We start from the raw sequence: 24,673 nt of genomic DNA, 5'->3' as shown, positions 1-24,673 counted from the left end.
ATCGGACGGCAGAGTGGGCCTGACGGGGAAGCGCGCGGACTGTGTGACGAAGCCCGCATAGTCACTGTACCGGCTGGACGGTATTGTTCTGTTCCGGGCCGCCGCCCGCCTTCCGCACCTCACGACGGAGCATCATGTCCGCCACCGCACCGACCACCACGACGACCAGCACCCCGACCGGCACCGCACCCGCCCTGACCACGCGCAGGCGATGGGCCGCGCTCGCCGTCCTCATGCTCCCGGTGCTGCTCATCGCGGTCGACAACACGGTCCTCGCGTTCGCACTGCCGGGGATCTCGGCAGCTCTCTCGCCGTCCGGGGCGCAGCTGCTGTGGATCGTCGATGCGTACCCGCTGGTGCTCGCGGGACTCCTCGTTCCCATGGGGAGCCTGGGCGATGCCATCGGTCGGCGCAGGCTGCTCATGATCGGCGGACTGGGCTTCGCCGTCGTGTCCGCATTCGCAGCGTTCGCGCCGACCGCGGCCGCACTCATCGCCGCGCGCGCCGCTCTGGGCTTCTTCGGGGCCATGCTGATGCCCGCGACCCTGTCGATCATCCGCAACGTCTTCACCGACCCCACGGAGCGGCGCACAGCGATCGCGGTGTGGGCAGCCGGATTCTCCGGCGGTGCCGCGCTGGGCCCGATCGTGGGCGGGGTCATGCTCGAGCACTTCTGGTGGGGCTCCGTGCTGCTGCTGGCCGTGCCCGTCCTCATCCCGCTCCTGGCGCTGGGCATGTGGCTGATCCCCGAGTCCAAGGATCCGGACCCCAGCCCCATCGACCCGCTGAGCATCGTCCTCGTGATGGCGACGATGGCCCCCATCGTGTGGGCCGTCAAGGAGGTCGCGTACGCGGGGGTGACGGGGACCTCGGCGGCGGCCGTTCTCGTGGGGCTGGTGAGCGGAGCGCTCTTCGTGCACCGCCAGCTGCGGCGCCCGCGTCCCATGCTCGACGTGCGGCTGTTCACCGTCCCCGCGTTCAGCGGAGCGCTGGCGGCGAACCTGCTGAGCGTGTTCTCCTTGGTCGGGTTCCTCTTCTTCATCTCCCAGCATCTGCAGCTGGTGAGCGGGCGCAGTCCGCTGGAGGCGGGACTCTTCCTGCTGCCGGGACTCGCGGTCACCGTGGTCGCGGGGCTCGCCGCCGTCTGGCTGGTGCGGGTGTTCACCCCCGCGACCGTCGTCTCCGGCGGTCTGGTGCTGAACGCCGTGGGCTACGGCGTGATCCTGGTGAGCGGGCAGGCCGGATCCGACCTGGGTCTGCTCATCGCCTTCGCGATCCTGGGCGCCGGCGTGGGTATGGCGGAGACGATCTCGAACGACGTGATCCTGTCAGCGGTGCCGGCCCACAAGGCGGGGGCGGCCTCTGCGATCTCGGAGACCGCCTACGAAGGAGGCGCGGTGCTGGGCACCGCGGTGCTGGGCAGCGTGCTCACAGCCGCCTACCGCTCGCACGTCGAGGTCCCGGACGGTGTGTCCGCCGCAGACGCGACCACGGCGGGAGAGACGCTGGGCGGCGCGGTCGAGGTGGCGGGCACGCTGCCTGGCCCTCTAGCCGCGGATCTTCTCGAGTCCGCCCGCAGCGCCTTCGACTCCGGAGTCGTGGTCACCTCGTCGATCGCGGCGGTCCTCATGCTCGTGGCCGCGATGATCGCCGGACTGACCCTCCGGCAGCGGCGCTGAACCAGGGTCAGAGCCGCTGAACCGCTGTCAGCGGCGCAGCCGCTCGTCCCAGGCCGCCAGCACGGGCTCCGGCGTGGGGCGCGAGGCCAACGAGCCCACGAGGTAGGCGACGATCGAGGCGGCGAGGCCCAGGTAGATCGGCGAATCCGCGAAGATCCCCGCGACGATCATCATGACGACCGTCGTCACGGTGCCTGCGATCATGCCTGCCAGCACGCCCACGATCGTCCCGCGGCGGAACACGAGACCGCCGATGATCGGGATGAGCAGACCCGCGACCAGGATGTTGTAGGCGACGGTCAGCGCTTCGACGACGCTCGGCATGACGAGGGCGAGCCCCATGCTCGCGATGCCGAAGACGACCAGCCAGATCCGTGATGCTCCGACCCGGTCCGCGGACTCGTCGACGCCGCCCAGGTCCTGGGCCGCTCCGGTCCTGCGCGCTCCCCACTGCTCGACGACGTCCTGGCGGAACACCGTGGAGCCTGCGATGAGGGCACCGGAGGCCGTCGACATGACTGCGGCCAGCGCCGCGGCCAGCACGAAGCCGGCGAGCAGAGGCGCCATCGAGTGGTCGACCACGGCGGTGAAGACATCGTCGCTGACCTCGATGCCGGGCACCAGCACCTGGGCGGCGGTGCCGATGAGTGCCCCGGCGACGGCGTAGAGCAGGCAGTAGAGACCGGTCGACAGTCCCGCCCAGCGGGCGACTCCGGGGGAGCGGGCGGTGAAGACGCGCTGCCAGATGTCCTGACCGATGAGCAGGCCCAGCGTGTAGATGAGGAAGTACGTGAAGATCGTCGACCCGCCGATCGCCACGGGGTCGAACGCGTCCGGGCCCAGCGTCGCGCCGATCTCTGAGAACCCGCCCGCCTGCACGATGACGATGGGCAGGAGGATCAGGAAGATGCCGATCGTCTGGATGACGAACTGCACGAAGTCCGTCAGCGTGATCGACCACATCCCGCCGAGCATCGAGTAGATGACGACGACGGACCCGCCCAGCAGGATCGCGGGGATCCTGTCGATGCCCAGCAGGGCGTGGAAGATGCTGCCGTAGGCCACGGTCGAGGTCGTGGCGATCATGAGCCCGTACGCGGACATGATGATCCCCGACACCTGGCGCGAACCGCGGCCGTAGCGCAGCTCGAGCATCTGGGAGACGGTGTAGATCTCCAGCCTCTGGATCTTCGGCGCGAAGAAGAGGCTTAGCGCGATGATGCCCAGGCCGATGCAGAAGACCAGCCACATGCCGGACAGCCCGAACTCATAGCCCAGGCCCACGCCGCCCACTGTCGAGGCGCCGCCCAGCACGACGGCGGCGAGGGTGCCGGTGTACATGAGCGGACCCAGGCGACGGCCCGCGACGAGGTAGTCCTCCTGGCTGCGCGTGCGGCGCATCCCCCAGATGCCGAAGCCGATCATGGCGGCGAGGTAGATGAGGACGACTGCGATATCCATGCTCGGAGTCCGTTCGCTTCCGGGACCGGCGTACCGGTCGGTCAGGTATCAGATGAGGAGGGCGGGCCGGACGGGGATCAGGCGTCGACGCGGACGTGGACGACGGTCGGCCGATCCGCGGCGAGGGCGGCCCGGATCGCATCCGGCAGGTGCTCGTCGAGGTCCGTGAGCCCGACCGTGCTCCCGCGCGCGCCCATGGACTCGCCCAGCAGTGCGAAGTCCGGCCGATGGAGGCGGACGGCGAAGGGGCTGATGCCGCGCTCCACCATCTGGTGCTCGATCTCCTCGTACCCGCCGTTGTCGACGATCACGAAGGGGATCGGCAGCGCCAGTTCGACCGCCGTGACGATCTCCTGGATCGCGAACATCGCCGCGCCGTCGCCCACGATGCACACGACAGGGCGATCGGGTGCCGCGAGGCGACCGCCGATCGCGGCGGGGATCCCGTAACCGAGCGTCGCGTAGCCGGGCATGTAGAGCAGCTGATCCGGCGTCCGGGCGACGAGGGCGTGGACGGACCCGTCGTAGGTGACGCGCGAGGAGTCGCCGGAGACGATGACGTCGTGGCCCGCGGCCTCCTGCACGAGTGCTGTGACCCGGGCGCCGATCTGAGTCGCGTCGAATTCGCGCGCGACCTCCCGTCGCAGAGCCGCGGCGCGGTCCGCTCCGTTTTCGCGGCTGCCTGCGGGGATCCGGCTGTCTGCGCCGCTGCCGGTTCCCACGCCGGTGCGACTGCCGAGGCGTGCGAGGAGTCCGTCCGTGAAGGAGTGCGCGTCGCCCAGGACGAGCACGTCGCCGCGGAGGTTCTTGTGCAGCTGGTCCGGGTCGATGTCGCAGCGGATCACCGTCTGCGAGCTGTCGTCAGCGCCGGACTGCTCCTGGACGCCGATGAGGCCGCCCCACAGGTCCGAATCGGCGATCTCCGTGCCCACGACCAGCAGCACGTCGGCATCCCGCGACGCCTGCTGGACCGACGGCCAGCGGACGTTCGCGCCGAGCGCCAGAGGGTGCGTCTCGTCGAGGATGCCCTTGCCGTTCGCCGTCGTCGCGACGGGTGCGTCCAGCGCCTCGGCGAGAGCCGTGATCTGCGCGGAGGCTCCGCGTGCCCCGCCGCCCGCGATGATGAGCGGGTGGACGGAGCCGGCGAGGGCCTCGGCGGCGGTGTCCACGGCGTCCTCGTCGAGGGGACGCGACCGCGGGGGCCAGGGGGCGGCCGTCGTGCCGTGCCACCCGCCTTCGAGCACGTCCAGCGGGACCTCGATGTGGACGGGACCGGGACGGGAACCGGCGAACAGCGCGAAGGCGTCCGCGACGGCCTGGGCAGCGCCCTCGGCCGTCCGCGTGCGGTGCGCCGCGACCAGCAGGTGGCTGAGCGCGCCGGAGGAGTCCTTCGTCTCGTGCAGCATGCCGACGTCGGCCCGCTCCAGTCCCGTCGGCACGCCGGGGGACAGGATCAGCATGGGCCGCGACTCCGCGTACGCGGTCGCCGCGGCTGTGATGACGTTGGTGAGGCCCGGGCCCGAGGTCGTCAGGACGACGCCGGGACGTCCCGACACGACGTGGTAGCCGTCCGCGGCATAGCCGGCGCCCTGCTCGTGGCGCGGTGTGATCGCGCGGATGCCGAACCGGCCGAGGTGTCGGTAGAACTCGAGGTTGTGCGTGCCGGGGATGCCGAACACCGTGTCGACGCCGTGCGCGGCCAGAGCCGCGACGACGGCGAGCCCGCCGTTGGCGTGCGCCTCGTCGGTCTGGGGAGCCTGGTCGGCAGCGGGAGCCTGGTCGTTCATCGCGCGTCTCCTTCCGAGCGCAGATGCTCCGCGACGGGGCCGCCGACCGCGGTCCGCCCCTGCTTCGCACCGGCCCACAGTGACAGGATCTCAAAGCCCAGCTGAGCGGCGGCGAGGCCCGTGACCTCTGCGTGGTCGTATGCGGGCGCAACTTCGACGATCTCCGCGCCCACCACGTTGAGGCCCGCCAGTCCGCGGACCGCGTTGAGGAGCTCGCGGTTCGTGAGGCCGCCGGTCTCCGGTGTGCCGGTGCCGGGTGCCGCCGCGGGGTCCAGCACGTCGATGTCGATGGACAGGTAGACGGGTGCGTCGCCCAGTCGTGTCCGCATCCGCTCGACGATCCGGGACAGCGGCTGGAACTCGAAGTCATCCGACCGGATCACCTGGAACCCCAGCACGCTGTCGGACTCGAGGTCCTCCTCGCCGTAGAGCGGGCCCCTGATGCCCACGTGGAGGCAGCGCTTGAGGTCGAGGAGGCCCTCCTCGCTCGCCCGGCGGAACGGGGTGCCGTGCGTGTACGGCGCTCCCATGTACGTGTCCCACGTGTCGAGGTGGGCGTCGAAGTGCAGCACGGCGATCGGGCCGTGGGTCCGGTGCACGGAGCGGATGTTCGGCAGCGCCAGCGTGTGGTCGCCTCCCAGGGTCAGCAGCTTCGCGCCGTCGGCGCGCATCGCGTCCGCGTTCTGCTCGACGTCGGTGATCGCGGCTTCGATGTCGAAGGGGTTCACCCCCAGGTTGCCGCAGTCCGCGACCTGCTGGGCGTGGAAGGGGCGGACGTCGACGGCCTGGTTGTAGGGCCGCAGGAGCTTCGACGAGGTCCGGATGTGGTCGGGGCCGAACCGGGCTCCGGGACGGTAGCTCACACCCGCATCGAACGGGACTCCGAGGATCTTCACGTCGATGTCCGCGTCCGGACGCGCCGCTTCGACCTCGTCGAGGCGGGGGAGGAGGCCGAAGGTCGGCGGTCCTGCGAAGCGCGGGGTGGCACTGTAGTCGGCGGGGCCCAGGGGCTGCTCGTCGGACATGGTCCTCCTTGTGGGTGGACGATTCTGTGAGTGGATCGATGCGGGGTGGAGAGGGTCAGCGCTCGGCGGTCAGAGCGGGAGGTCGGGGTGCTCCTCCAGGAAGGCGGCGGTCACGTCGAGGACGCGGTCGAGCGCCTCCTGCGGGCCGACGCTGATGCGGACACCTGCGCCGAGGTTGCGGACGGCGAGCGCCTGTCGGCTCGCCGCGATCTCGAACGCGTCGGACCACTCGCCCAGGGGGAGCCACACGAAGTTGCCCTGCGCCTGCGGGACGCTCCACCCCTGGGCGCGGAGTGCGTCCGCGAACGCATCGCGCTGGGCGGCGATCTCTCGGGCACGGGCGAGCACCTCGTCGTGCTGGTCCAGGGAGACGAGCGCGGCCGCCTGGCTGACCTCCGTCACACCGAATGGTATGACGGCCTTGAGGAGCCCTGCGATGACCGATTCGTGCGCGATCGCGTATCCCACGCGCATCCCGGCGAGCCCGTGCGCCTTGGAGAACGTCCGCATGAGGACGAGGTTCGGGTGGGAGTCCAGCAGCTCGAGGCCGCGGGCGGCGTCAGGGTCGGTCGCGAACTCCCAGTACGCCTCGTCGAGCGCGACGACGACGTGCGGCGGGACGCGCGCGAGGAAGGCCGTGAGCTCCGCGTGCGTGAGGACGGGCCCCGTGGGGTTGTTGGGGGAGCAGAGGAACACGAGGCCGGTGGAATCCGTGACGGCGTCGGCCATCGCCGTGAGGTCATGGCGACCGTCCGGCAGCAGGTCCACGGCGTGGCGCTTCGCTCCGGCGAGTCCGGTCACCTGCGGGTACATCTCGAAGGACGGCCACGGGTAGATGGCCTCGGTCCGATTGTCCGACGTGATCTGCGTGACCGCGACGAGGAGCTCCGAGGCCCCCGTCGTCACGATCGTCCGTTCGGGCGAGACCCCGAACACCTCGCCGATCCTGCGGCGCAGTGCGACGGCCGCGTCATCCGGATACCGGGTGGGCCCGGAACCCGGCCGGGCGAGCTGCTCGAGGACCGCGGGGAGGGGATCGAGATGGTTCTCGTTCGACGACAGGCGGAACGGGGTGAGACCGGCGACGTCGGCGGGCGCACGCCCGGGGATGTACGGAGGGAACGTCTGCAGTTCGGCGCGCAGCCGGATCGGATCGTCTGTGACCATGCGCACATGCTGTCATACGTGACGGACACTCACCACGGTTTCGAACCGGGTTCCCGCACCCCCGATCCGGTGCCGCCCTCATTCGTCTGCGAGTGGCGCTCCTCCGACTCCTGGCGGCGCTTCTCGAGCTCCTCCATGCGCTCGTCGCTCTCCCCGGACTCCTCGCCGGACGTGTCTCCGCCCGAACCGTCCTGGGACTCCTCACCGCCGCCGCTGCCGGCTGAGTCGCTGTCGCCGCCGTCTCCGTCCTCGGAGTCGCCGCCGTCCGACCCGTCGTCGCCGTCGGTGCCCTCCTCACCGCCCTCGCCGCCGGAGGAGGGGTTGTTCATCTCCTCCTGCGATTCGTCGACCCGCTGCTCCTGGGAATCCATCTCCTCATCCTGTCCTGAGCCGTCGGGGCGGCATTCCTCGGGAGCCTCCCTGAGCGTCGTGCGCGCCGCGTCGTAGCGGTCGTTGGCCGCATCGACGTCGTCGGCATCGCGGAACGCGTCGGCCTGCCCCTCCTGCACGAGCGCGAGGTTGACCCGGACCGCGCACTCGTCGCGTGCGGGAGCGGTGGACAGTGCTGTCTCCAGCTCCGCCTCCGCCTCGTCGAGCGCTCCGTCGCCCGCGAGCGCGGTGCCGGCCGCGAAGTGGCCCTTGTGGCGCTCGAAGGGGCTCATGTCGAGGAACCGATCCGCGGACTCCTGCGCGGCGGTGTAGTCGCCCGATTCGAACTGCGCGCTCGCCCGCGCCAGCTGCCAGTGGGTGAGCCCCGACCACGCGGCGACCGCCAGCAGGACGAGGATGACCGCGCCTGCGGCGATGAGTCTGCCGCGGGAGCTTCGGTGCCGGGTCTGCGGTGCATCGGTCTGAGCGCTCATGTCGACCGCCTCGATCCGGAGAGCAGGCCCAGGCCCCGGATCCGTCGCGCGACGAAGACGCCCTCCACCGCGAGCCAGGCCACGAGCGGGATGAAGAGGATCCAGGTGAACTCGGAGACGGCCTGGGTCGTGTCCTCCTTCTCCTGGACGATCCGGTCGACATCGGGGAACTCGTAGGAGACGGCGTCACCCGCGGTGCGGTGCTCGTACTCGACGCCCATATCGTCCGCAATGCCCTGGAGGTTCCCCTCGTCGATGGTCGAGACGGCGGGCGCATTCGTCGACGGGTCCGTGATGTACTCCGTCTCCTCGTCGTTCCAGTACCCCCGGGTCTCCTGCATGCGTCCTCCGCCCGACGTCCCGTAGCCCCAGACGGCACCGCCGTCGACGAGGTCGGCGACCCCGTCCATCGGCGCGGGCTCGTCGCCGGACGTCTGTTCGCCGTCCCCCAGGTAGAACACGAGGCGTGCGCTGTCCGGACGGTCCTCGGCGGCCTTCTCCAGGCGCTCGACGAGGTGGTCCCGCGCTGACGTGATCGAGCTGCCGGAGGAGTACAGCGTCACTTCGGGGCGCAGCACGTCGAGCGCGGAGCGCATGGCGGTGTCGTCCGTCGTCAGCGGCAGGACGGTCTGGCTGGTCGCAGCGAAGGTGATGAGGGAGTAGCGGGCCTCCGGCGCCTGCTCCATGAGCTCCGAGACATCCTCTTCGACGCCGTCGAGGCGCGGAGCGTCCCCGTCCCAGTCCTCGGCCACCATCGACGCGGTGACGTCGACGACGACGAAGACATCGAGAGCCGCCTCGCTGCGCTCCGTGACAGCGGTGACCGGGACGCCGGGACGGCTGAACGCGAGGGCCAGCACGACGACCGCGGCCGCACGCAGGACCCACTGGGTCCGCCGTCCGGCTGTGCGCACGGCGAGGACGACGCAGCCGGCGACCAGGACGAGGGCGATCGCGACGAGCACGGGCCACGGCAGGAGCGGATTGAAGACGAGGTCGTTCACAGGCGCATCCTCCATGCCAGGAGCAGCAGTGCGATGATCCCCAGCCCGCTGCCCACGAGCGGGACCACCGGCTTGTCGTGGAACAGCGTGACGAGACGTCCGTCCGTCAGCCTGGCCTCCGTCTCCTGGACCGAGGTGACGATCCGGTCGACGGCGCGTTCGTCGGACATCGAGTGGAACTCGCCGTCCGTCGCCTCCGCCGCGCCCTCCAGCTCTTCGAGGTTGAGGGGGAAGAAGTAGCGCGACGGTGCGAGCGCGTAGATGCGGACATCGGTCTCGAGCGCATGGTCGGAGGCCTCCGACAGGGTGAAGAGCGGATCGCCCGCCAGTTCGTTGTCGGTGGCGAGGATCATCGAGCGGGAGCGCTCCTCCTCCTTCCGGTCGAAGGCCTCGACGCAGTTCACCACGCCATCGCCGATCAGGGAGGATCCCGGCACGTTGTCCGGCTGGGTCGGGGTGATGAAGTCCAGGCCGTCGGTGCCGTACGACGAGAAGCCCTCATGCGCGTCCTCGAGGAACGACTTGGCCATGTCGTAGTCGTCCGTGAGGGGGAAGACGGTCACGGCGGTCGCGTTGAAGATCGTCATGCCGATGCGCTCGCCGTCGAACGAGTCGACCATGTCGATGTACGACTCGATGATCTCCGCGTCATAGCCGACCATCGACCCGGACACATCGAGGCAGAGCATCACGTCGCGCAGGTGGCGCTTGGGGCTGATGGTCTCCATCGTCGTCGGCCGGGCGACGCCCGCCAGGGCGAAGACCGCGGTGAGAGCGACGATCGCGAGTCCCGCGAGGCCCCCCAGCAGCAGGCGGCGGCGCGCCCGCACGTACTCCGGCAGGGCTGTGAGGCGGGAGAGGAAGGCGACCGGGGTGCGGCCTCGGCTGCGGGAGGGGAGCGCGAAGGCGATTCCCAGAGCGATGAGCCCGGCGACGCCCAGGACGATCGCCAGCCAGAGCATGGGGGTCGTCACCATCGGGTGATCACCTCCCGGGCCACGCGCAGCTCTTCCGCGGCCGTCTCCGGCACATCGCGCTCGAACTCCGCGGTGTAGAGACGGGAGACGGCATCGGCGAGGGGAGCGATGCCGGCCTCTCGCATCTCACGCTGCGTCATGTGCTTCGCCGAGGCGCCCCACGCCTCCGAGGCGAAGTCGCGCAGCAGTGCGCTGAGCTCCTGAGCCGTCGTCCTGGTCGTGAGGTCGCCGCTCGCGTAGCGCTCTTCGATCGCGTCGATGAGTGCGGCGTAGCGGCTGCGGACATGCACCGGCACCGAACGAGGGCCCGTCGCGTGGCCGCGCAGACGTCCGATGAGCGGGAGGAAGCCGACGAGGACGGCGAGGAGGACTCCGAAGACCGCGGCCGCGATCCAGAAGTCGGAGGCACCGAGAGGGGGTATCAGCTCACCGGGCACGACGGTGCCTCTCCGCTGCGCGGTGGAAGGCGGGCAGGGCCTGCGCCGATGCGCCGACCCTCTCCTGCACGATGCCCGCTGCGCGCAGGACTCGCGCCGTGCTGTCCCGGCGGGCGGATTCCGCCGCGCGGTACGCCTCAGCGACGCGGGGATCGGCAGCCAGCAGGGAGGGGACGGTGGAGCCGGAGCGCACGGTGCCGGCGGCTGCCCCCGCCACCGTCGCCCCGATGTCGAAGGGGGTGTCGTCGGCCGCAGCCAGTGCGAGGGGGTCGGCCTCGAGCACTGTGAGCCAGAGGACCTCGTGGTGCGCCGACATCTTGCGCAGGAGGCGCAGGTGGGCATCGGTGAGGTCGATCTCGTCGCTGATGACGATGACGAGGTGGCGGCGGCGCAGGCGCGTGCTCAGCCAGTCCAGGAGGTCGAGGGCGGTGGAGTCGTCGTGGGTCCCGCGGCGCGCGAGGATCCGGCGCAGCAGATGCTCCAGGCCCGCTTCGCTCGATTCCGGTCGGGTCAGGTGCACGCGGTGCCCGTCGTTCGCGGCCATGCAGACCTCGTCACCGCCGCGCACGGCGAACCATCCCGCCATGCCCGCCAGCAGGATCGCGAGGTCGCGCTTCGATTCGCCGCCGGCGGCGGTCGCGTCCATCGACCGACCGGTCGCGACGACGAGCGCGAGGCGCAGGCGCCGGTGATCCGTGTACCGCTTCACGAGGGGGACGGGGTGGCGTGCGGACGCCTTCCAATCGATGTCGCGGATCTCGTCGCCGTCGACGTATTCGCGCAGGTCGTCGAAGTCGAGCGACTGCCCGTGGAACAGCGACGCCCAGCCGCCGTCGAGCAGGCTCGCCACGCGCCTGTGCGTGTGGAGGGTGAGCCGTGCGCGGATGCGTGTGAGGAGGGCCGTCATCAGGGAGTCCTCACGCGGTTGAGGATCTCCGTCACGAGCTGGGTCGTGGTGATGCCCTCCGCGATGCCCTCGAACGTCAGGGCGATCCGATGGCCGAGGATCCGCTGGGCGAGGTCCTTCACGTCTTCCGGGATGACGTAGTTGCGGCCGCGGATCAGCGCGAGGGCGCGGGAGGCGCGGGTGAAGGCGATCGAGGCGCGCGGTGAGGCGCCGGCTTCGACGAACGCTCCCCGCGGACCGATCACGCGGTCCGCCGCGCGGGTCGCCCAGACGAGCTCGACGATGTAGCGGCTGATGGCGGGGTCGATGTAGATCTTGCTCGCCGACTGCTGCATGGCACGCAGCTCTTCGACGGTGCAGGCCGGTTCCGGGTGCGATTCGAAGACGCCGTCGTCCAGACGGCGCAGGATCTCCAGCTCCTCGTCCGGGGTGGGGTAGGCGAGCACGTCCTTGAGCATGAAGCGGTCCAGCTGCGCCTCCGGGAGGGGGTACGTGCCCTCCTGCTCGATCGGGTTCTGCGTCGCCATCACGAGGAAGGGGTTGGGCAGGTCGAACCGCTTGCCGCCGATCGTGGTCTGCCGCTCCTGCATGGCCTCGAGCATCGCCGACTGGGTCTTCGCGCTCGACCTGTTGATCTCGTCGAGCAGGATGATGTGCGCGTGCACGGGCCCCAGCCTGGTGTCGAATGCGCCCGTCGACGCGTTGTAGACCTGGGTGCCGATGATGTCGCTGGGCAGCAGGTCCGGGGTGCACTGGATCCGGGCGAAGGACGAGGACACGGCGCCGGCGAGCGCGGAGGCCGCAGTGGTCTTCGCGAGGCCCGGAACGCTCTCCAGCAGGAGGTGGCCCTCCGTGAGGAGGCCGATGAGCAGCGATTCGCGCAGCCGCTGCTGTCCGACGACGAACGTGTCCACATACCCCTGGACGCGTGCCAGGACCTCTGCCGCAGACGTGATCTCACGGGTGTTCGCCGTCGACGGCTGGTGCGCTGTCATGCTGTCTCCTCCGGTGTGGGGCCGAGCGGTGGAGCCCCGTGCGGTGCGGGCCCCGCGCTGCAGGGGCCGGTGCGGTCCCGTGGTCGCTGCACACCACGGTATCGGTGCCCGCTGACACCGCGCTCACTCCGGTGTGGCGGTTCCGGAACAGTGGGGTCGGACACCGTCCATCGGTGAGCTGCGACCCATCGGCGGAAAATCTTCTGGTGTGGATCCGCAGGCTCCGGTTGGGGACGACATGGGGACGCGAGGTGCTCTCCGGAACCCCGTCGGACTCCGCATCCCGCGCGAGGGGCGGGAAGGCGAACCACACGGCTGTTGTTCACACCCTGTGGAGAAGTCGGATCGGGTGTGTGCACCCCCTGTGCACGACACGCGGAGAGCGGTCGAACCACACTGGTGTAACACACCATATGGGGGTACCGTTGTCCATGAACACAACATCTAGTGGTCTGGTCGCTGCGGGAGCGCAGCGGTCGGACGGCACTCAGACAGCGGACGAAGGACGGGAATCCCATGATCACGGTGTACACGAAGCCCTCTTGCGTGCAGTGCAATGCCACCTTCCGCGCCCTCGATGCACGAGGTGTCGAGTACCGCACGGTGGACCTCAGCAGGGACCCGGGGGCGCTCGACGTCGTGAAGGCGATGGGCTACATGCAGGCACCGGTCGTGGTGACCGACGACGATCACTGGTCGGGCTTCCGCCCTGACAAGATCGGGACCCTCGATGCGCAGGCGGACGCGGCATCCTCCGTAGCCTGAGCGAGGTGATGCTCGTTGCTCGTCGTCTACTATTCGAGCCCCTCCGAGTACACCCATAAGTTCGCGCAGAAGCTGCATCATCCGGTGCTGCGCCTGCCTCTCGTGACGAAGGCCCCCACCCCGCTCATCGCTGAGCCCTTCGTCCTCATCACCCCCACCTTCGGCGCGGGCATCAATCGGGGCTCCGTGCCGAAGCAGGTCATCAAGTTCCTCAACGTCAAGGACAACCGCGACAAGCTCGTGGGAGTCATCGGCGCGGGGAACACGAATTTCGGCGAGGACTACTGCCGCGCGGCGCACATCGTGGCCGCCAAGTGCGGAGTGCCGGTCCTCTACCGCTTCGAGCTCCTCGGAATGCCCGAGGACGCCGAGAACGTCAACAAGGGATTGGACGAACTGTGTCAAGCACCAGTGTAGAAAGAGACGTCGAGGCGATCATCCGCGAGGAGACAGAACTCGACTACCACGCACTCAACGCCATGCTGAATCTGTACGATGCGGACGGCCGCATCCAGTTCGAGCGTGACCGCCAGGCAGCGCGTCAGTACTTCCTCCAGCACGTCAACAACAACACGGTCTTCTTCCACAACCTCAGGGAGAAGCTCGACTACCTGGTCGACCACGACTACTACGAGAAGGACGTGCTGGACCAGTACTCGTTCGAGTTCATCCAGCGCCTCTCGGACCTCGCGTACTCGAAGAAGTTCCGCTTCCAGACATTCCTGGGCGCCTTCAAGTACTACACGTCCTACACGCTCAAGACGTTCGACGGGAAGCGCTACCTCGAACGGTTCGAGGATCGTGTCGTCATGGTCGGGCTGTTCCTCGCCCGCGGCGATGAGACGCTCGCGACCCGCCTGGTCGAGGAGATCATCACCGGCCGCTTCCAGCCGGCGACCCCCACCTTCCTCAACGCGGGGAAGAAGCAGCGCGGCGAGCTCGTCTCGTGCTTCCTCCTGCGCATCGAGGACAACATGGAATCGATCGGCAGGTCGATCAACTCCGCACTCCAGCTGTCGAAGCGCGGCGGCGGCGTGGCGTTCTCGCTCACGAACATCCGTGAGCACGGGGCGCCCATCAAGAAGATCGAGAACCAGTCGTCCGGCGTCATCCCGGTCATGAAGCTGCTCGAGGACTCGTTCTCCTACGCGAACCAGCTGGGCGCCCGTCAGGGCGCCGGCGCGGTGTACCTCAACGCCCACCACCCGGACATCCACCGGTTCCTCGACACGAAGCGCGAGAACGCGGATGAGAAGATCCGGATCAAGACGCTGTCCCTGGGCGTCGTCGTCCCGGACATCACGTTCGAGCTGGCGAAGACCAACGAGGACATGTACCTCTTCAGCCCGTACGACGTCGAGCGCGTCTACGGCGTGCCGTTCACGGAGATCTCCGTGACGGAGAAGTACTACGAGATGGTCGACGACGCACGGATCCGCAAGACGAAGATCAGCGCGCGCGACTTCTTCCAGACGCTGGCGGAGATCCAGTTCGAGTCGGGCTACCCCTACATCATGTTCGAGGACACGGTGAACCGGGCGAACCCGATCGACGGCCGGATCACGATGTCGAACCTGTGCTCGGAGATCCTCCAGGTGTCGGAGCCCAGCCAGTACGACGCGTCGCTGGGCTACGACCAGGTCGGCAAGGACATCTCCTGCAACCTCGGCTCGCTCAACATCGCGCTCACGATGGACTCGGAGGACTTCGGCGGCACGATCGAGACCGCCATCCGGGGCCTCACCGCAGTCTCCGACACGTCGGACATCAACTCCGTGCCGTCCATCGCACGCGGCAACGACATGAGCCACGCGATCGGCCTGGGACAGATGAACCTGCACGGGTACCTCGCCCGCGAGCGCATCTTCTACGGGTCCGATGAGGGCCTGGACTTCACGAACATGTACTTCTACTCCGTCACCTACCACGCGGTGCGTGCGTCGATGGAGATCGCGAAGGAGCGCGGACGGACGTTCGCAGGCTTCGAGCGCTCGAAGTACGCGACGGGGGAGTACTTCGACAAGTACACCGAGCAGACCTGGGCCCCGCGCACGGAGCGCGTCGCGCAGCTGTTCTCCGAGGCCGGCATCCAGATCCCCACGCAGGACGACTGGCTGCAGCTGAAGGCTGATGTCGCCGAGCACGGCATGTACAACCAGAACCTCCAGGCCGTGCCGCCGACCGGTTCGATCTCGTACATCAACAACTCGACGTCCTCGATCCACCCGGTCGCCTCGAAGATCGAGATCCGCAAGGAAGGCAAGATCGGCCGCGTCTACTACCCCGCGCCGTTCCTGACGAACGACAACCTGGAGTACTACCAGGACGCGTACGAGATCGGCTACGAGAAGATCATCGACACGTACGCCGAAGCCACGCAGCACGTGGACCAGGGCCTGTCGCTCACGCTGTTCTTCATGGACACCGCGACGACGCGCGACATCAACAAGGCCCAGATCTACGCATGGCGGAAGGGGATCAAGACGATCTACTACATCCGTCTGCGTCAGCTGGCGCTGGAGGGCACAGAGGTCGAGGGCTGCGTCTCATGCATGCTCTGACCCTCGCCCCGCACCGCACACATCCCGTTTCCGAGGAGATCGTATGACTGAGAACCTCCAGCAGATCGTCTCGCCCGTCGACGCGATCAACTGGAACCGCATCGAGGACGAGGTCGATTCCGAGGTCTGGGACCGCCTCACATCCAACTTCTGGCTGCCGGAGAAGGTGCCGCTGAGCAACGACGTGCAGTCGTGGACGACGCTCACGGAGGCGGAGAAGCTCCTCACGATGCGGGTCTTCACCGGCCTCACGCTCCTGGACACGATCCAGGGCACCGTGGGCGCGGTCTCGCTGATCCCCGATGCGATCACGCAGCATGAGGAGGCCGTCTACACGAACATCGCGTTCATGGAGTCGGTGCACGCGAAGTCGTACTCCTCGATCTTCTCCACGCTGGCGAACACCACGGAGATCGACGAGGCGTTCCGCTGGTCGGCGGAGAACCAGAATCTGCAGAAGAAGGCGCAGGTCATCGTCTCGCACTACGAGGCGGACAATCCGCACAAGCGGAAGATCGCCTCGGTGATCCTCGAGTCGTTCCTCTTCTACTCCGGGTTCTACCTGCCGATGCACTGGTCCTCGCGGGCGAAGCTCACGAACACCGCTGACCTCATCCGCCTCATCATCCGTGACGAGGCGGTGCACGGGTACTACATCGGGTACAAGTACCAGCGGGGCCTCGACGGGGCGAGCCAGGAGCTGAAGGACGAGCTCAAGGACTTCACGTACAACCTGCTCTTCGACCTGTACGAGAACGAGGTCCAGTACACCCACGACCTGTATGACGAGGTCGGGCTGGCCGAGGACGCGAAGAAGTTCCTGCACTACAACGCGAACAAGGCGCTCATGAACATGGGCTACGAGCCGATGTTCCCGAAGGACGTCACGGATGTGAATCCGGCGATCCTCGCAGCGCTGTCGCCCAATGCAGACGAGAACCATGACTTCTTCTCGGGGTCCGGTTCCTCCTACGTCATCGGCAAGGCGGAATCGACCGAAGACGACGACTGGGACTTCTGATCCGGCTCTGATCCTCTGCGAGAGCAGATCTGCGAACGCCTCCGCCCGCCGCGTGAAAACGTGGCGGGCGGAGGCGCTTCTGCGTGTCACGAGTCGTGATGCGCAGAGTATCGTGCCCTGGTCTCACACATCCGCGACTCCGAGGGCGCGGGTGATGTGTCTGAGCCACTCCGGGGTGATCTATCCGGAGGGCCGGGAGCGGCTCGGGTCGATGGAGGTTCAGCGCTCGTCTGAGAGAGCGAAGATCGCGTTCATTCCGTCATCCGGGTGGTACGACCATGACACTGTGAACCCGCTCCATGAGGCATCGCGACGGCCGTCCAGGGCTCGTGTCTGCTCCATCTCGGACGTGACATGGCCTGGCATGCCCAGTTCAGTCCCGAAGCACTCCACCTCGTCGAAGTAGACGTCAGAGGACGTGAGTCCCACACCGTCGAAGGTCACGGAATCGCCTGATTCCGGGTAATCCACCGACCAGTTGTCGGTCGCGATTCCGCACGTGTCCAGCGCAGTCTGCATCGTTGCAGCACCTGAAGAGGACAGTGCTCCAGAGATACCCCATGTGGCGCTGACGGTTCCACCACCGAGGACGAGGCCCACAGCAAGACTGCCGAGTGCCCACCCCCAGGGGATTCTCTGTCGCGGCGGCGCAGCGTGCGAATACTCCTGGTGTCCCACTGAACCGGGCGGAGCGGTCGGCATGGTGAGTCCTGTGCTGTCGGGAGTTGGGGTGTGCGGATAGAGAGAGCTGGTCACGCGGCAGTCCTTCTGAGCAGGGGTGACAGTGGGTCACACGCGGCGGCCCGGGGGTGCGGAGCACCAGCTCGAGGCCAGTACTTCAAAGTTAAACCATGTGCCTCGCCGCCGCAACGCCGAAAGTCGAAAGGTGCTGCATCTCACCCGCCCGCCGCATGCCTGCCCTCCCTCTGACGGTTCGGCCGACGCTCACACAAGAACCGCCCGCCGGAAGAATCCGACGGGCGGCTGCGTGCGCAGCGATGCTGCAGGGCGGTGAGGGCCGTTCAGCTCCTGGAAGCCTCTTCGGCCGGCACCTTCGCCGCGTCAGCGGCGTCTTCGAACCACTCTTCGACGAGCTCGTCGTAGCTGCCGTCCTCGCGCATCTCCGCGAGCAGGGCGTTGAACTCGTCGAGGACGGGACTGCCGCCCGTCTGCACGGCGGCCGCAAGGTGCTCGTCCGTGTCGAACGATTCGACGAGTTCGACGGAGTCGTCCGCCTGCATCACTGCGAGCACCAGCGAGATGTTCGCGATGCCGGCTTCGATCTGTCCGGCCTGCAGCGACTGCTGGAGGAGCGACGACGCCTCGAACTGGACCGTGGTGAGGCCCTGCTCGGCGGCGAATTCGGAGCTCGTCGTCGCATCCTGCACGCCGACCTTGGAATCGCCGAGGTCGTCGATCGACGAGTAGCCCGCGTCCTCCTTGGCCATGAGTGCGAGGTTGTCGTAGACGATCGAGTCGGAGAACTGCATCTTCGACTCGCGCTCCTCGGTCACCGTCATCGCAGCCAGCGCGATATCACACTGCCCCGTGTCCAGGGCGGCCGCCGATTGAATCGACTCGAAGGGGGAGTTGATGTACTCCGGCTCCACCTCGAGCCGATCGGCCAGTGCCTGGGCGAGGTCGATCTCGAGACCCTTGGCCTCCCCGTCCTCCTCGAACTCGAAGGGCGGAGCGGGCATCGTCGTGCAGACGGTGAGGACTCCCGATTCGACGAGGCCCAGTCCATCGTCGGAGCCGCTGTCATCGGATCCGCCGCAGGCGGATACCGCGAGCAGCGGCAGGAGTGCTGCAGCGGCGATGTATGAACGCCGTCCGGCGCGTCGACTGGTCACGCGGCTTGCCCGAGGCCGGCCTGTGCCTGCCGGTATTCGGCTGCGAGGCGGGCGATGAGATCACGTGCGGAGACCGATTCGCTGATCATGCCGATCCCCTGACCGGATCCCCAGATCTCCTTCCAGGCCTTCGGCTTCTTGCCGTCCCGGTCGGATCCGAATGTCATCTTCGAGGGGTCGGATACTTCGAGATCATCCGGGTTGAGGCCGGCCTTCTCCACGGATCCGCGCAGGTAGTTCCCGTGCACGCCCGTGAAGAGGTTGGAGTAGACGATGTCGGAAGCGCTCGAATCGACGATCATCTGGCGGTATCCGTCGACGACGTTGGCCTCCGGTGTCGACAGGAAGGCCGACCCCACGTATCCGAAGTCCGCGCCCATGACCTGGGCTGCGAGGACGGAGCGGCCGTGGGCCAGTGCGCCGGACAGCGCCAGCGGGCCGTCGAACCACTCGCGGATCTCCTGCACGAGCGCGAAGGGAGAGAGCGCACCGGCGTGTCCGCCGGCACCGGCGGCCACGGCGATGAGCCCGTCCGCGCCCTTCTCCATCGCCTTGTGGGCGAAGCGGTTGTTGATGATGTCGTGGAGCACGATGCCGCCGTAGCTGTGGACGGCTTCGTTCACCTCTTCACGCGCACCCAGGGACGTGATGACGATCGGGACCTTCTTGTCGACGACGACGCCGAGGTCGTGCTCGAGGCGGTCGTTCGTCCGGTGCACGATGAGGTTCGCGGCCACGGGACCCACCGGCTTGCCGGGGTTCGCCTGAGCGAAGGCATCGTTCTCCTCGTAGATCTCATCGAACCAGTCGGCGAGCATCTCCGCAGGGCGGGCGTTGAGCGTGGGGAACGATCCGACGATGCCGGCCTGGCACTGCGCCTTGATGAGGTCGAGTCCGGATGCGATGAACATGGGTGATGCGATGACGGGCACGCTCAGGGGGCGAGCGAGTGCTTCAGGAAGTGACATGTTTCTCCTTCTGTGCGTCTGCGATGACGGCGTGTGAACAGCCTAGCCCTTAGTCGAACGCTCGAAAAGTGCGGCCGGGCGGCGGCTGTGCGAACGACTGCGGGCCCCACAGCGACTCGTCGTCGCTCCGGGGCCCGCAGATCGCGAGGGTGAGGATCAGGAGTCGGTGAAGTCCGGCTTCCGCTTCTCGATGAACGCCGCCATCCCCTCGGACTGGTCGTTGGTCGCCAGCGACGAATGGAAGAGCCGGCGCTCGTAGGAGAGGCCCTGCTGGAGGGTCGTCTCGAAGGCGGCGTTCACTGCCTCCTTCACCATGCTCGAGGCGATGAGCGACTTCGACGCGATCGTCGCGGCGATCGACTCCGCCTCCTCGAGCAGCGCATCGTGCGCGACGACTCGCGCGACGAGACCGGACCGCTCCGCCTCCTCGGCATCCATCATGCGGCCGGTGAGGCACAGGTCCATCGCCTTCGCCTTGCCGATGGCGCGGGTGAGCCGCTGGGAACCGCCCATGCCAGGGAGCACGCCGAGGTTGATCTCCGGCTGGCCGAACTTCGCCTTCTCCGATGCGATGAGGATGTCGGCCATCATCGCGAGTTCGCAGCCGCCGCCCAGAGCGAAGCCGTTGACTGCGGCGATGATCGGCTTCGAGACGTCGCTGAGGCGCGACCAGCCGGCGAACCAGTTCTTCCGGTAGGCGGTCGCGAAGTCCAGCGAGGCCATCTGCTTGATGTCCGCGCCGGCGGCGAATGCCTTGCCCGCACCGGTGAGGATGATCGCGCGGACGCTGTCATCGGCATCCGCATCCGCGGCCGCAGCGGTGACGTCCTCGAGGACCGTGAGGTTCAGCGCGTTGAGGGAGTCTGGTCGGTTGAGGGTGATCGTCGCGATGCCCTCGGCGTACTCGACGAGGATCGTCTCGTATGTGGCGGGAGTGCTCATGAAAAGACCTTTCGCGTCTGCTCTGTTGCAAGGATGGAGATGACGAGCTCGTCATCGACGTCGTCGAGCGTCGCCGGTGACCACTGGGGATTGCGATCCTTGTCGATCACCTGGGCGCGGATGCCTTCTCGCAGATCGGGCTGGGCGCTGATGCCCGCACCCGTGCGGAGATCGCGTTCCAGCACCTCGTCGAGCCCCATCGCACCGGCTGTCCTCACCAGTTCGAAGGTGACGGCCACGGACAACGGGGACTTCGCGGCGATGAGGTCGCCGGCCGCCCGCGCGCGTTCGTCGTCGTGGGCACGCAGGGCGGCCACGACCTCGGCGGCGGTCGAGCTGTCGTACGAGGAGGAGATCCAGCCCTCATCGGCCGCCAGCTCGGACGCAGGGGCATCGTCAGCGAAGCGGGCGATCACGGCATCGACGTCGTCAGCCGATTCCGCCAGCGCAGCCGCGAGGTCATCGAGGTGCTCCCGGGGGACGAAGGTGTCCGCGAACCCGTACCGGATCGCGTCGCCGGCGCCGAACGGCTGCCCCGTGAGTGCCAGGTGCATGCCGACGCCCGGCTGGGGGACGCGGGCGAGCAGGTGCGTGCCACCGACATCGGGGAACAGCCCGATCCCGGTCTCCGGCATCCCGACCTTCGACGTCTCCGTGACGATCCGATGGGAGCCGTGCGCGGAGATCCCCACGCCGCCGCCCATCGTGATCCCGTCCATGAACGCGATGTAGGGCTTCGGGTAGTGGGCGATCTCGTAGTTCACGGCGTACTCGTCCGCCCAGAACTCCAGTGTTTCGCCCGTCTCCTCGACGAGGTCGCGATGGATGGCCTTGATGTCCCCGCCGGCGCACAGGCCGCGGTCGCCGCGTCCCGTCACGAGCACGGCTCTCACCGCGTCGTCGTGCTTCCACGCTGCGAGTGCCTCCGCGATGATCGCCACCATGTCCGCGGACAGTGCGTTGATCGCCTTGGGCTTGTTGAGCTCGATGCGACCCAGCCCACCCTCGATGCGGGTGAGAACCGAGGCTTCGTCGCCCGTTGCTGTCATCGTCATCCCACTCCTGTGCTCCTGCGCGAGATGATCACGCGCATGATCTCGTTGGTTCCTTCGAGGATCTGGTGGACCCGCAGGTCCCTGACCAGCTTCTCCACTCCGTACTCTGCCAGATAGCCGTATCCGCCGAAGAGCTGCAGTGCGCGGTTGGCGACATCGAAGCCCGTGTCCGTGGCGGTGAGCTTGCCCATCGCGGACAGCAGCGTGGTGCTCGGATCGTCCGCATCGTAGGCGGACGCGGCGCGCCACAGCAGGGAGCGGGCGGCCTCGAGCTTCGTCTGGAGGTCTGCGACCTCGAAGCGGAGCGCCTGGAACCCTGTCAGGTCCTGGCCGAACGCCTGCCGCTCGCCCATGTAGGTGATGGCCTTCTCCAGGGCGGACTGAGCGCCGCCGAGCGACGAGGCGCCGATGTTGAGACGACCGCCGTCGAGGCCGGACATCGCGATCCGGAAGCCGGTACCCTCGTCGCCGATCCTGTTCTCGAGGGGCACGCGGACGTTCTCCATGAAGACCTGGCGGGTCGGCTGGGCCTTCCATCCCATCTTCTTCTCGTTCGGTCCGAAGCTGAGTCCTTCGGTCCCGTCCTCGACGATGAAGGCGGAGATCCCGCGGGCGCCGTCCTGGCCGGTGCGGGCCATCACGAGGTAGAGGTCCGAGCTGCCGGCGCCGGAGATGAACTGCTTCACGCCGTTGAGGATGTAGCCGTCGCCGTCGCGGCGGGCGGAGGTCTTGAGCGCCGCGGCGTCCGATCCGGCGTTGGGCTCCGTCAGGCAGTAGCTCGTCAGCGCTTCGAAGGAGGCCATCGGGACCAGCCAGCGCTGCTTCTGCTCTTCTGATGCGAACAGCTCGAGGCACTTCGCGACCATGTTGTGGATCGAGATGTAGCTGGAGATGGCCGGGCAGCCGGTGGAAAGCGCCTCGAAGACGAGGACTGCGTCCATGCGGCCCAGGCCGGCGCCTCCATACTCCTCATCGATGTAGATGCCGCCCATCCCCAGCTCCGCCGTCCGGCGGATGGCGTCGACGGGGAAGTGCCCGTCAGCGTCCCAGTCGAGCGCGTGGGGGGCGAGTTCTTCGTCTGCGAACGTGCGGCACATCGCGAAGAGCTCCTGCTGCTCCTCGGTGAGGCCGAACGGTATGACCGATGCTGTGCTGCGCGGCATGCGCGCCTCCGATCTTCTGCTGGTGTCCGCGTGCTCGGCGGTCGCAGCCGGTCGCAGACCGCCCGACGACCGCACAGATGCGGGTTCGTTCCAATCGTACGCAGAATTGCTAGGACGTCCAAGTAATGCAGGTCATGATTCCGCCGAGGTCCGGGCTGGGGCGGGCGGAGACGGTGCCGGGTGGGTCGGAGACCTGTTGAGTCAGAGCCCAGTTGAGTCAGAGAGGGGAGTCGGGGCTCTCCAGTGCTCCGCGCAGCTCCGCAAGGCGGGTGAGGAGGTCGTGGACGCTGTCCTGGGGGACCCCCGGCTGCCCGAAGACCGCGCTGTTGAGCTCATCGGTGGCGCGAGCGACCAGTGAACGGCCGTCCTCCGTGATCTCCACGAGCGTGGTGCGTCCGTCTTCCGGGTGCGGTCGACGTCGTGCCAGTCCCGCGGCCTCGAGCCGGTCCACCGAGTTCGTCGTCGACGTGGCATGCACCTGCAGGCGCTTCGTGATCTTGTTCATCGGAAGGCTGCCCCGTCGTGTGAAGGCGAGGAGGGCGAGCACCTCATAGCGGGAGAATGTGAGCGACAGCGGTCGCAGGACGCGGTCGACCCGTGCGAGGAACAGCTGGTGGATGCGCATCACAGAGATGACCAGCGTCATCCCGTCGGCCTCGTCCTCCCAGCCGTGGAGCGTCCACTGTCGTCGGGACTCATCGATCGGGTCGAAGCCTTCAGTCATCGTCGGCAGCACATCCTTCCGTCCCCTTTGCCCGGGTGCCGAGGGGGTTGGCCCGAGTGTATAGAGGTGGAAGGATCAGGAGCATGTGCGGTCGGATCAATATGGCGCTCGATCCCTCGGACCTGGTCGACGAGCTGGACATCGAGCACAGCTCATACGAGCACCGGGAGCGCTACAACGTGCCACCGGGGGGAACCGTACCGATCATCGTCGATCGCCCGGACGCTGATGGGCTCGTCCAGCGTCGCCTCGAACCGGCCCGGTGGGGACTCGTCCCCGGGTGGGCGAAGGATCTGAAGATCGGCTTTCGGGCCTTCAACGCCCGGTCGGAGACTGTGCGGACGAAGCCCATGTTCCGATCCGCCTTCGCGCGGCAGCGGGCGGTGATCCCGGTGCACGCCTACTACGAATGGGTGAAGACGCCGGAGGGGAAGCAGCCCTGGATGATGCACGCCATCGGGCACGACCACCTCTTCATGGCCGGCCTCTTCGAGTTCAAGAAGCTGGACGAGGAGGAGAGTCGCGCGGTCGGGACGGATGCGGCAGCGTCCTCGGGGTGGCTGGTCTCCGCCACCATCCTCACTGCGGAGGCTCAGGGGCACCTCGCCGAGGTGCATGATCGAATGCCCGTCATGCTGAGCCGTGACGAGGTCGGGGAGTGGATCGACCCGACGGCCGACGCGGGCGATGCGGAGGAGTTCCTCTCCCGCAATCTCACATCGTTCGACGCGCGGTCGATCGACCGCTACAGGGTGGGAACCGCTGTCGGGAACGTGAGGAACGAGGGCCCGGAGCTCGCGCAGCCGCTGTGACTCGCACAACTGCTGTGAGCGGGCGACGCGCAGTGAGCGGGCGAGGCTCCGGCGGTGAGGCGCACATCACCCCCGATCGAGTTGCGCGGCTCTGAACGAAAGACATAGGTTTGTCCTCGTTGCCTCGACGAGATGCAGCTTCGGGACGTTGAAACTACGGTGAAACCGCAGGTGAGACGGGCTGGAGTGAATCGAGGGGCAGACGATGAAATTGAATGCGGAGAAGCCTCAGGGCTGATCAGGTGGAGCAGATCACGCCAAGCGGATTTGCGAAGCACGCAGCGGATGACCTAGAGTTATCTCTCGTTGCCTCAAAGCGAACATCTCAGGATGTGAGCGAGGCGGTGAAGCTCGAATGAAGTTCTGGAGCACGACGGCGAGTCGAGTTGCAGGAAGCGAGTTCGGGCGCTAGACTAACGAAGCCCCTTCGGGAGAAGCGGGCTTCTGAATACGGAGAGCACCTTTCGGTGAGGGCTGGGCGTTGTTTGTGTCTGGTTGGATCGGTTT

Annotated in this window: 23 protein-coding genes; 6 read left to right on the top strand and 17 right to left on the bottom strand. The window is 67.7% G+C overall.

Features of this window, described 5'->3' with window-relative positions; all coding sequences use genetic code 11:
* The first annotated feature begins 134 nt into the window (after window positions 1-134).
* Complete coding sequence (locus tag FM105_RS03755; RefSeq protein ID WP_087005026.1) at window positions 135-1,679, top strand: MFS transporter; 1,545 nt, start codon at window positions 135-137, stop codon at window positions 1,677-1,679.
* Window positions 1,680-1,706: 27 nt separating this feature from the next.
* Here the strand turns inward: FM105_RS03755 and FM105_RS03750 are convergent, their stop codons facing one another.
* From FM105_RS03750 to FM105_RS03705, 10 genes are all read right to left on the bottom strand, one after another.
* On the bottom strand, window positions 1,707-3,140 hold the full coding sequence (locus tag FM105_RS03750) for a sodium:solute symporter (protein WP_087005024.1): 1,434 nt from the start codon (window positions 3,138-3,140) through the stop codon (window positions 1,707-1,709).
* A gap of 77 nt (window positions 3,141-3,217) precedes the next feature.
* On the bottom strand, window positions 3,218-4,927 hold the full coding sequence (locus FM105_RS03745; protein ID WP_087005021.1) for a thiamine pyrophosphate-binding protein: 1,710 nt from the start codon (window positions 4,925-4,927) through the stop codon (window positions 3,218-3,220).
* A complete protein-coding gene (speB, locus tag FM105_RS03740; RefSeq protein ID WP_087005018.1) occupies window positions 4,924-5,952 on the bottom strand; it encodes an agmatinase in 1,029 nt (342 codons plus the stop codon). Before speB ends, FM105_RS03745 begins: the two co-directional genes overlap by 4 nt.
* A gap of 69 nt (window positions 5,953-6,021) precedes the next feature.
* Window positions 6,022-7,119, bottom strand: a complete 1,098-nt coding sequence (locus tag FM105_RS03735) for a histidinol-phosphate transaminase (RefSeq protein ID WP_087005101.1) — start codon at window positions 7,117-7,119, stop codon at window positions 6,022-6,024.
* Window positions 7,120-7,148: 29 nt separating this feature from the next.
* The gene (locus tag FM105_RS03730) at window positions 7,149-7,982 is read right to left on the bottom strand and encodes a hypothetical protein (protein ID WP_087005015.1); all 834 of its coding nucleotides are present in this window, start codon (window positions 7,980-7,982) and stop codon (window positions 7,149-7,151) included.
* Window positions 7,979-8,986, bottom strand: coding sequence for a vWA domain-containing protein (locus FM105_RS03725; RefSeq protein WP_179207053.1), 1,008 nt, complete (start codon window positions 8,984-8,986; stop codon window positions 7,979-7,981). The genes FM105_RS03730 and FM105_RS03725 overlap by 4 nt, the downstream gene beginning before the upstream one ends.
* Window positions 8,983-9,963, bottom strand: a complete 981-nt coding sequence (locus tag FM105_RS03720; protein WP_087005010.1) for a vWA domain-containing protein — start codon at window positions 9,961-9,963, stop codon at window positions 8,983-8,985. The genes FM105_RS03725 and FM105_RS03720 overlap by 4 nt, the downstream gene beginning before the upstream one ends.
* Window positions 9,957-10,400 (bottom strand): hypothetical protein, encoded by a 444-nt coding sequence (locus FM105_RS03715; RefSeq protein ID WP_087005007.1) that lies wholly within the window; start codon window positions 10,398-10,400, stop codon window positions 9,957-9,959. The genes FM105_RS03720 and FM105_RS03715 overlap by 7 nt, the downstream gene beginning before the upstream one ends.
* Window positions 10,390-11,307: a DUF58 domain-containing protein gene (locus tag FM105_RS03710; RefSeq protein WP_087005004.1), complete on the bottom strand. Its 918-nt coding sequence runs from the start codon at window positions 11,305-11,307 to the stop codon at window positions 10,390-10,392. Before FM105_RS03710 ends, FM105_RS03715 begins: the two co-directional genes overlap by 11 nt.
* Complete coding sequence (locus FM105_RS03705) at window positions 11,307-12,302, bottom strand: AAA family ATPase (RefSeq protein ID WP_087005001.1); 996 nt, start codon at window positions 12,300-12,302, stop codon at window positions 11,307-11,309. Before FM105_RS03705 ends, FM105_RS03710 begins: the two co-directional genes overlap by 1 nt.
* A 516-nt stretch (window positions 12,303-12,818) precedes the next feature.
* Here FM105_RS03705 and nrdH point away from each other — a divergent pair.
* The 4 genes from nrdH to nrdF are packed head-to-tail and all read left to right on the top strand — an operon-like array spanning window position 12,819 to window position 16,649.
* Window positions 12,819-13,067 carry a glutaredoxin-like protein NrdH gene (nrdH, locus tag FM105_RS03700; RefSeq protein ID WP_087005098.1) on the top strand — a complete coding sequence of 83 codons (249 nt, stop codon included), beginning with the start codon at window positions 12,819-12,821 and terminating at the stop codon, window positions 13,065-13,067.
* Window positions 13,068-13,082: 15 nt separating this feature from the next.
* A complete protein-coding gene (gene nrdI / locus FM105_RS03695; RefSeq protein WP_087004998.1) occupies window positions 13,083-13,484 on the top strand; it encodes a class Ib ribonucleoside-diphosphate reductase assembly flavoprotein NrdI in 402 nt (133 codons plus the stop codon).
* Window positions 13,466-15,628 (top strand): class 1b ribonucleoside-diphosphate reductase subunit alpha, encoded by a 2,163-nt coding sequence (gene nrdE / locus FM105_RS03690; RefSeq protein WP_087004995.1) that lies wholly within the window; start codon window positions 13,466-13,468, stop codon window positions 15,626-15,628. Before nrdI ends, nrdE begins: the two co-directional genes overlap by 19 nt.
* A gap of 43 nt (window positions 15,629-15,671) precedes the next feature.
* On the top strand, window positions 15,672-16,649 hold the full coding sequence (gene nrdF, locus FM105_RS03685; RefSeq protein ID WP_087004991.1) for a class 1b ribonucleoside-diphosphate reductase subunit beta: 978 nt from the start codon (window positions 15,672-15,674) through the stop codon (window positions 16,647-16,649).
* A gap of 219 nt (window positions 16,650-16,868) precedes the next feature.
* Here nrdF and FM105_RS03680 read toward each other — a convergent pair whose 3' ends face one another.
* The 7 genes from FM105_RS03680 to FM105_RS03650 all read right to left on the bottom strand — a co-directional run bounded on the left by FM105_RS03680 (window position 16,869) and on the right by FM105_RS03650 (window position 23,354).
* Window positions 16,869-17,168 (bottom strand): hypothetical protein, encoded by a 300-nt coding sequence (locus tag FM105_RS03680; RefSeq protein WP_087004988.1) that lies wholly within the window; start codon window positions 17,166-17,168, stop codon window positions 16,869-16,871.
* A 503-nt stretch (window positions 17,169-17,671) separates the two neighbouring features.
* On the bottom strand, window positions 17,672-18,502 hold the full coding sequence (locus tag FM105_RS03675; protein ID WP_256970209.1) for an ABC transporter substrate-binding protein: 831 nt from the start codon (window positions 18,500-18,502) through the stop codon (window positions 17,672-17,674).
* Window positions 18,499-19,470 (bottom strand): NAD(P)H-dependent flavin oxidoreductase, encoded by a 972-nt coding sequence (locus FM105_RS03670; RefSeq protein WP_087004985.1) that lies wholly within the window; start codon window positions 19,468-19,470, stop codon window positions 18,499-18,501. The genes FM105_RS03675 and FM105_RS03670 overlap by 4 nt, the downstream gene beginning before the upstream one ends.
* Window positions 19,471-19,626: 156 nt before the next feature.
* Complete coding sequence (locus tag FM105_RS03665) at window positions 19,627-20,412, bottom strand: enoyl-CoA hydratase (RefSeq protein ID WP_087004982.1); 786 nt, start codon at window positions 20,410-20,412, stop codon at window positions 19,627-19,629.
* A complete protein-coding gene (locus FM105_RS03660) occupies window positions 20,409-21,467 on the bottom strand; it encodes an enoyl-CoA hydratase/isomerase family protein (RefSeq protein ID WP_087004979.1) in 1,059 nt (352 codons plus the stop codon). The genes FM105_RS03665 and FM105_RS03660 overlap by 4 nt, the downstream gene beginning before the upstream one ends.
* Complete coding sequence (locus tag FM105_RS03655) at window positions 21,464-22,630, bottom strand: acyl-CoA dehydrogenase family protein (protein ID WP_087004976.1); 1,167 nt, start codon at window positions 22,628-22,630, stop codon at window positions 21,464-21,466. Before FM105_RS03655 ends, FM105_RS03660 begins: the two co-directional genes overlap by 4 nt.
* 217 nt (window positions 22,631-22,847) lie before the next feature.
* A complete protein-coding gene (locus tag FM105_RS03650) occupies window positions 22,848-23,354 on the bottom strand; it encodes a MarR family winged helix-turn-helix transcriptional regulator (RefSeq protein ID WP_087005092.1) in 507 nt (168 codons plus the stop codon).
* An 83-nt stretch (window positions 23,355-23,437) separates the two neighbouring features.
* On the opposite strand from FM105_RS03650, the gene FM105_RS03645 reads away from it, so the two are divergent.
* Complete coding sequence (locus FM105_RS03645; RefSeq protein WP_087004973.1) at window positions 23,438-24,166, top strand: SOS response-associated peptidase; 729 nt, start codon at window positions 23,438-23,440, stop codon at window positions 24,164-24,166.
* Window positions 24,167-24,673: the final 507 nt, after the last annotated feature.

It is taken from the genome of Brevibacterium yomogidense, from assembly GCF_900163715.1.
Classification (GTDB): Bacteria; Actinomycetota; Actinomycetes; order Actinomycetales; family Brevibacteriaceae; genus Brevibacterium; species Brevibacterium yomogidense_A.
The sequence above is the reverse complement of the archived record's forward strand: the minus strand, read 5'-3'. Positions and strand labels throughout refer to the sequence as shown.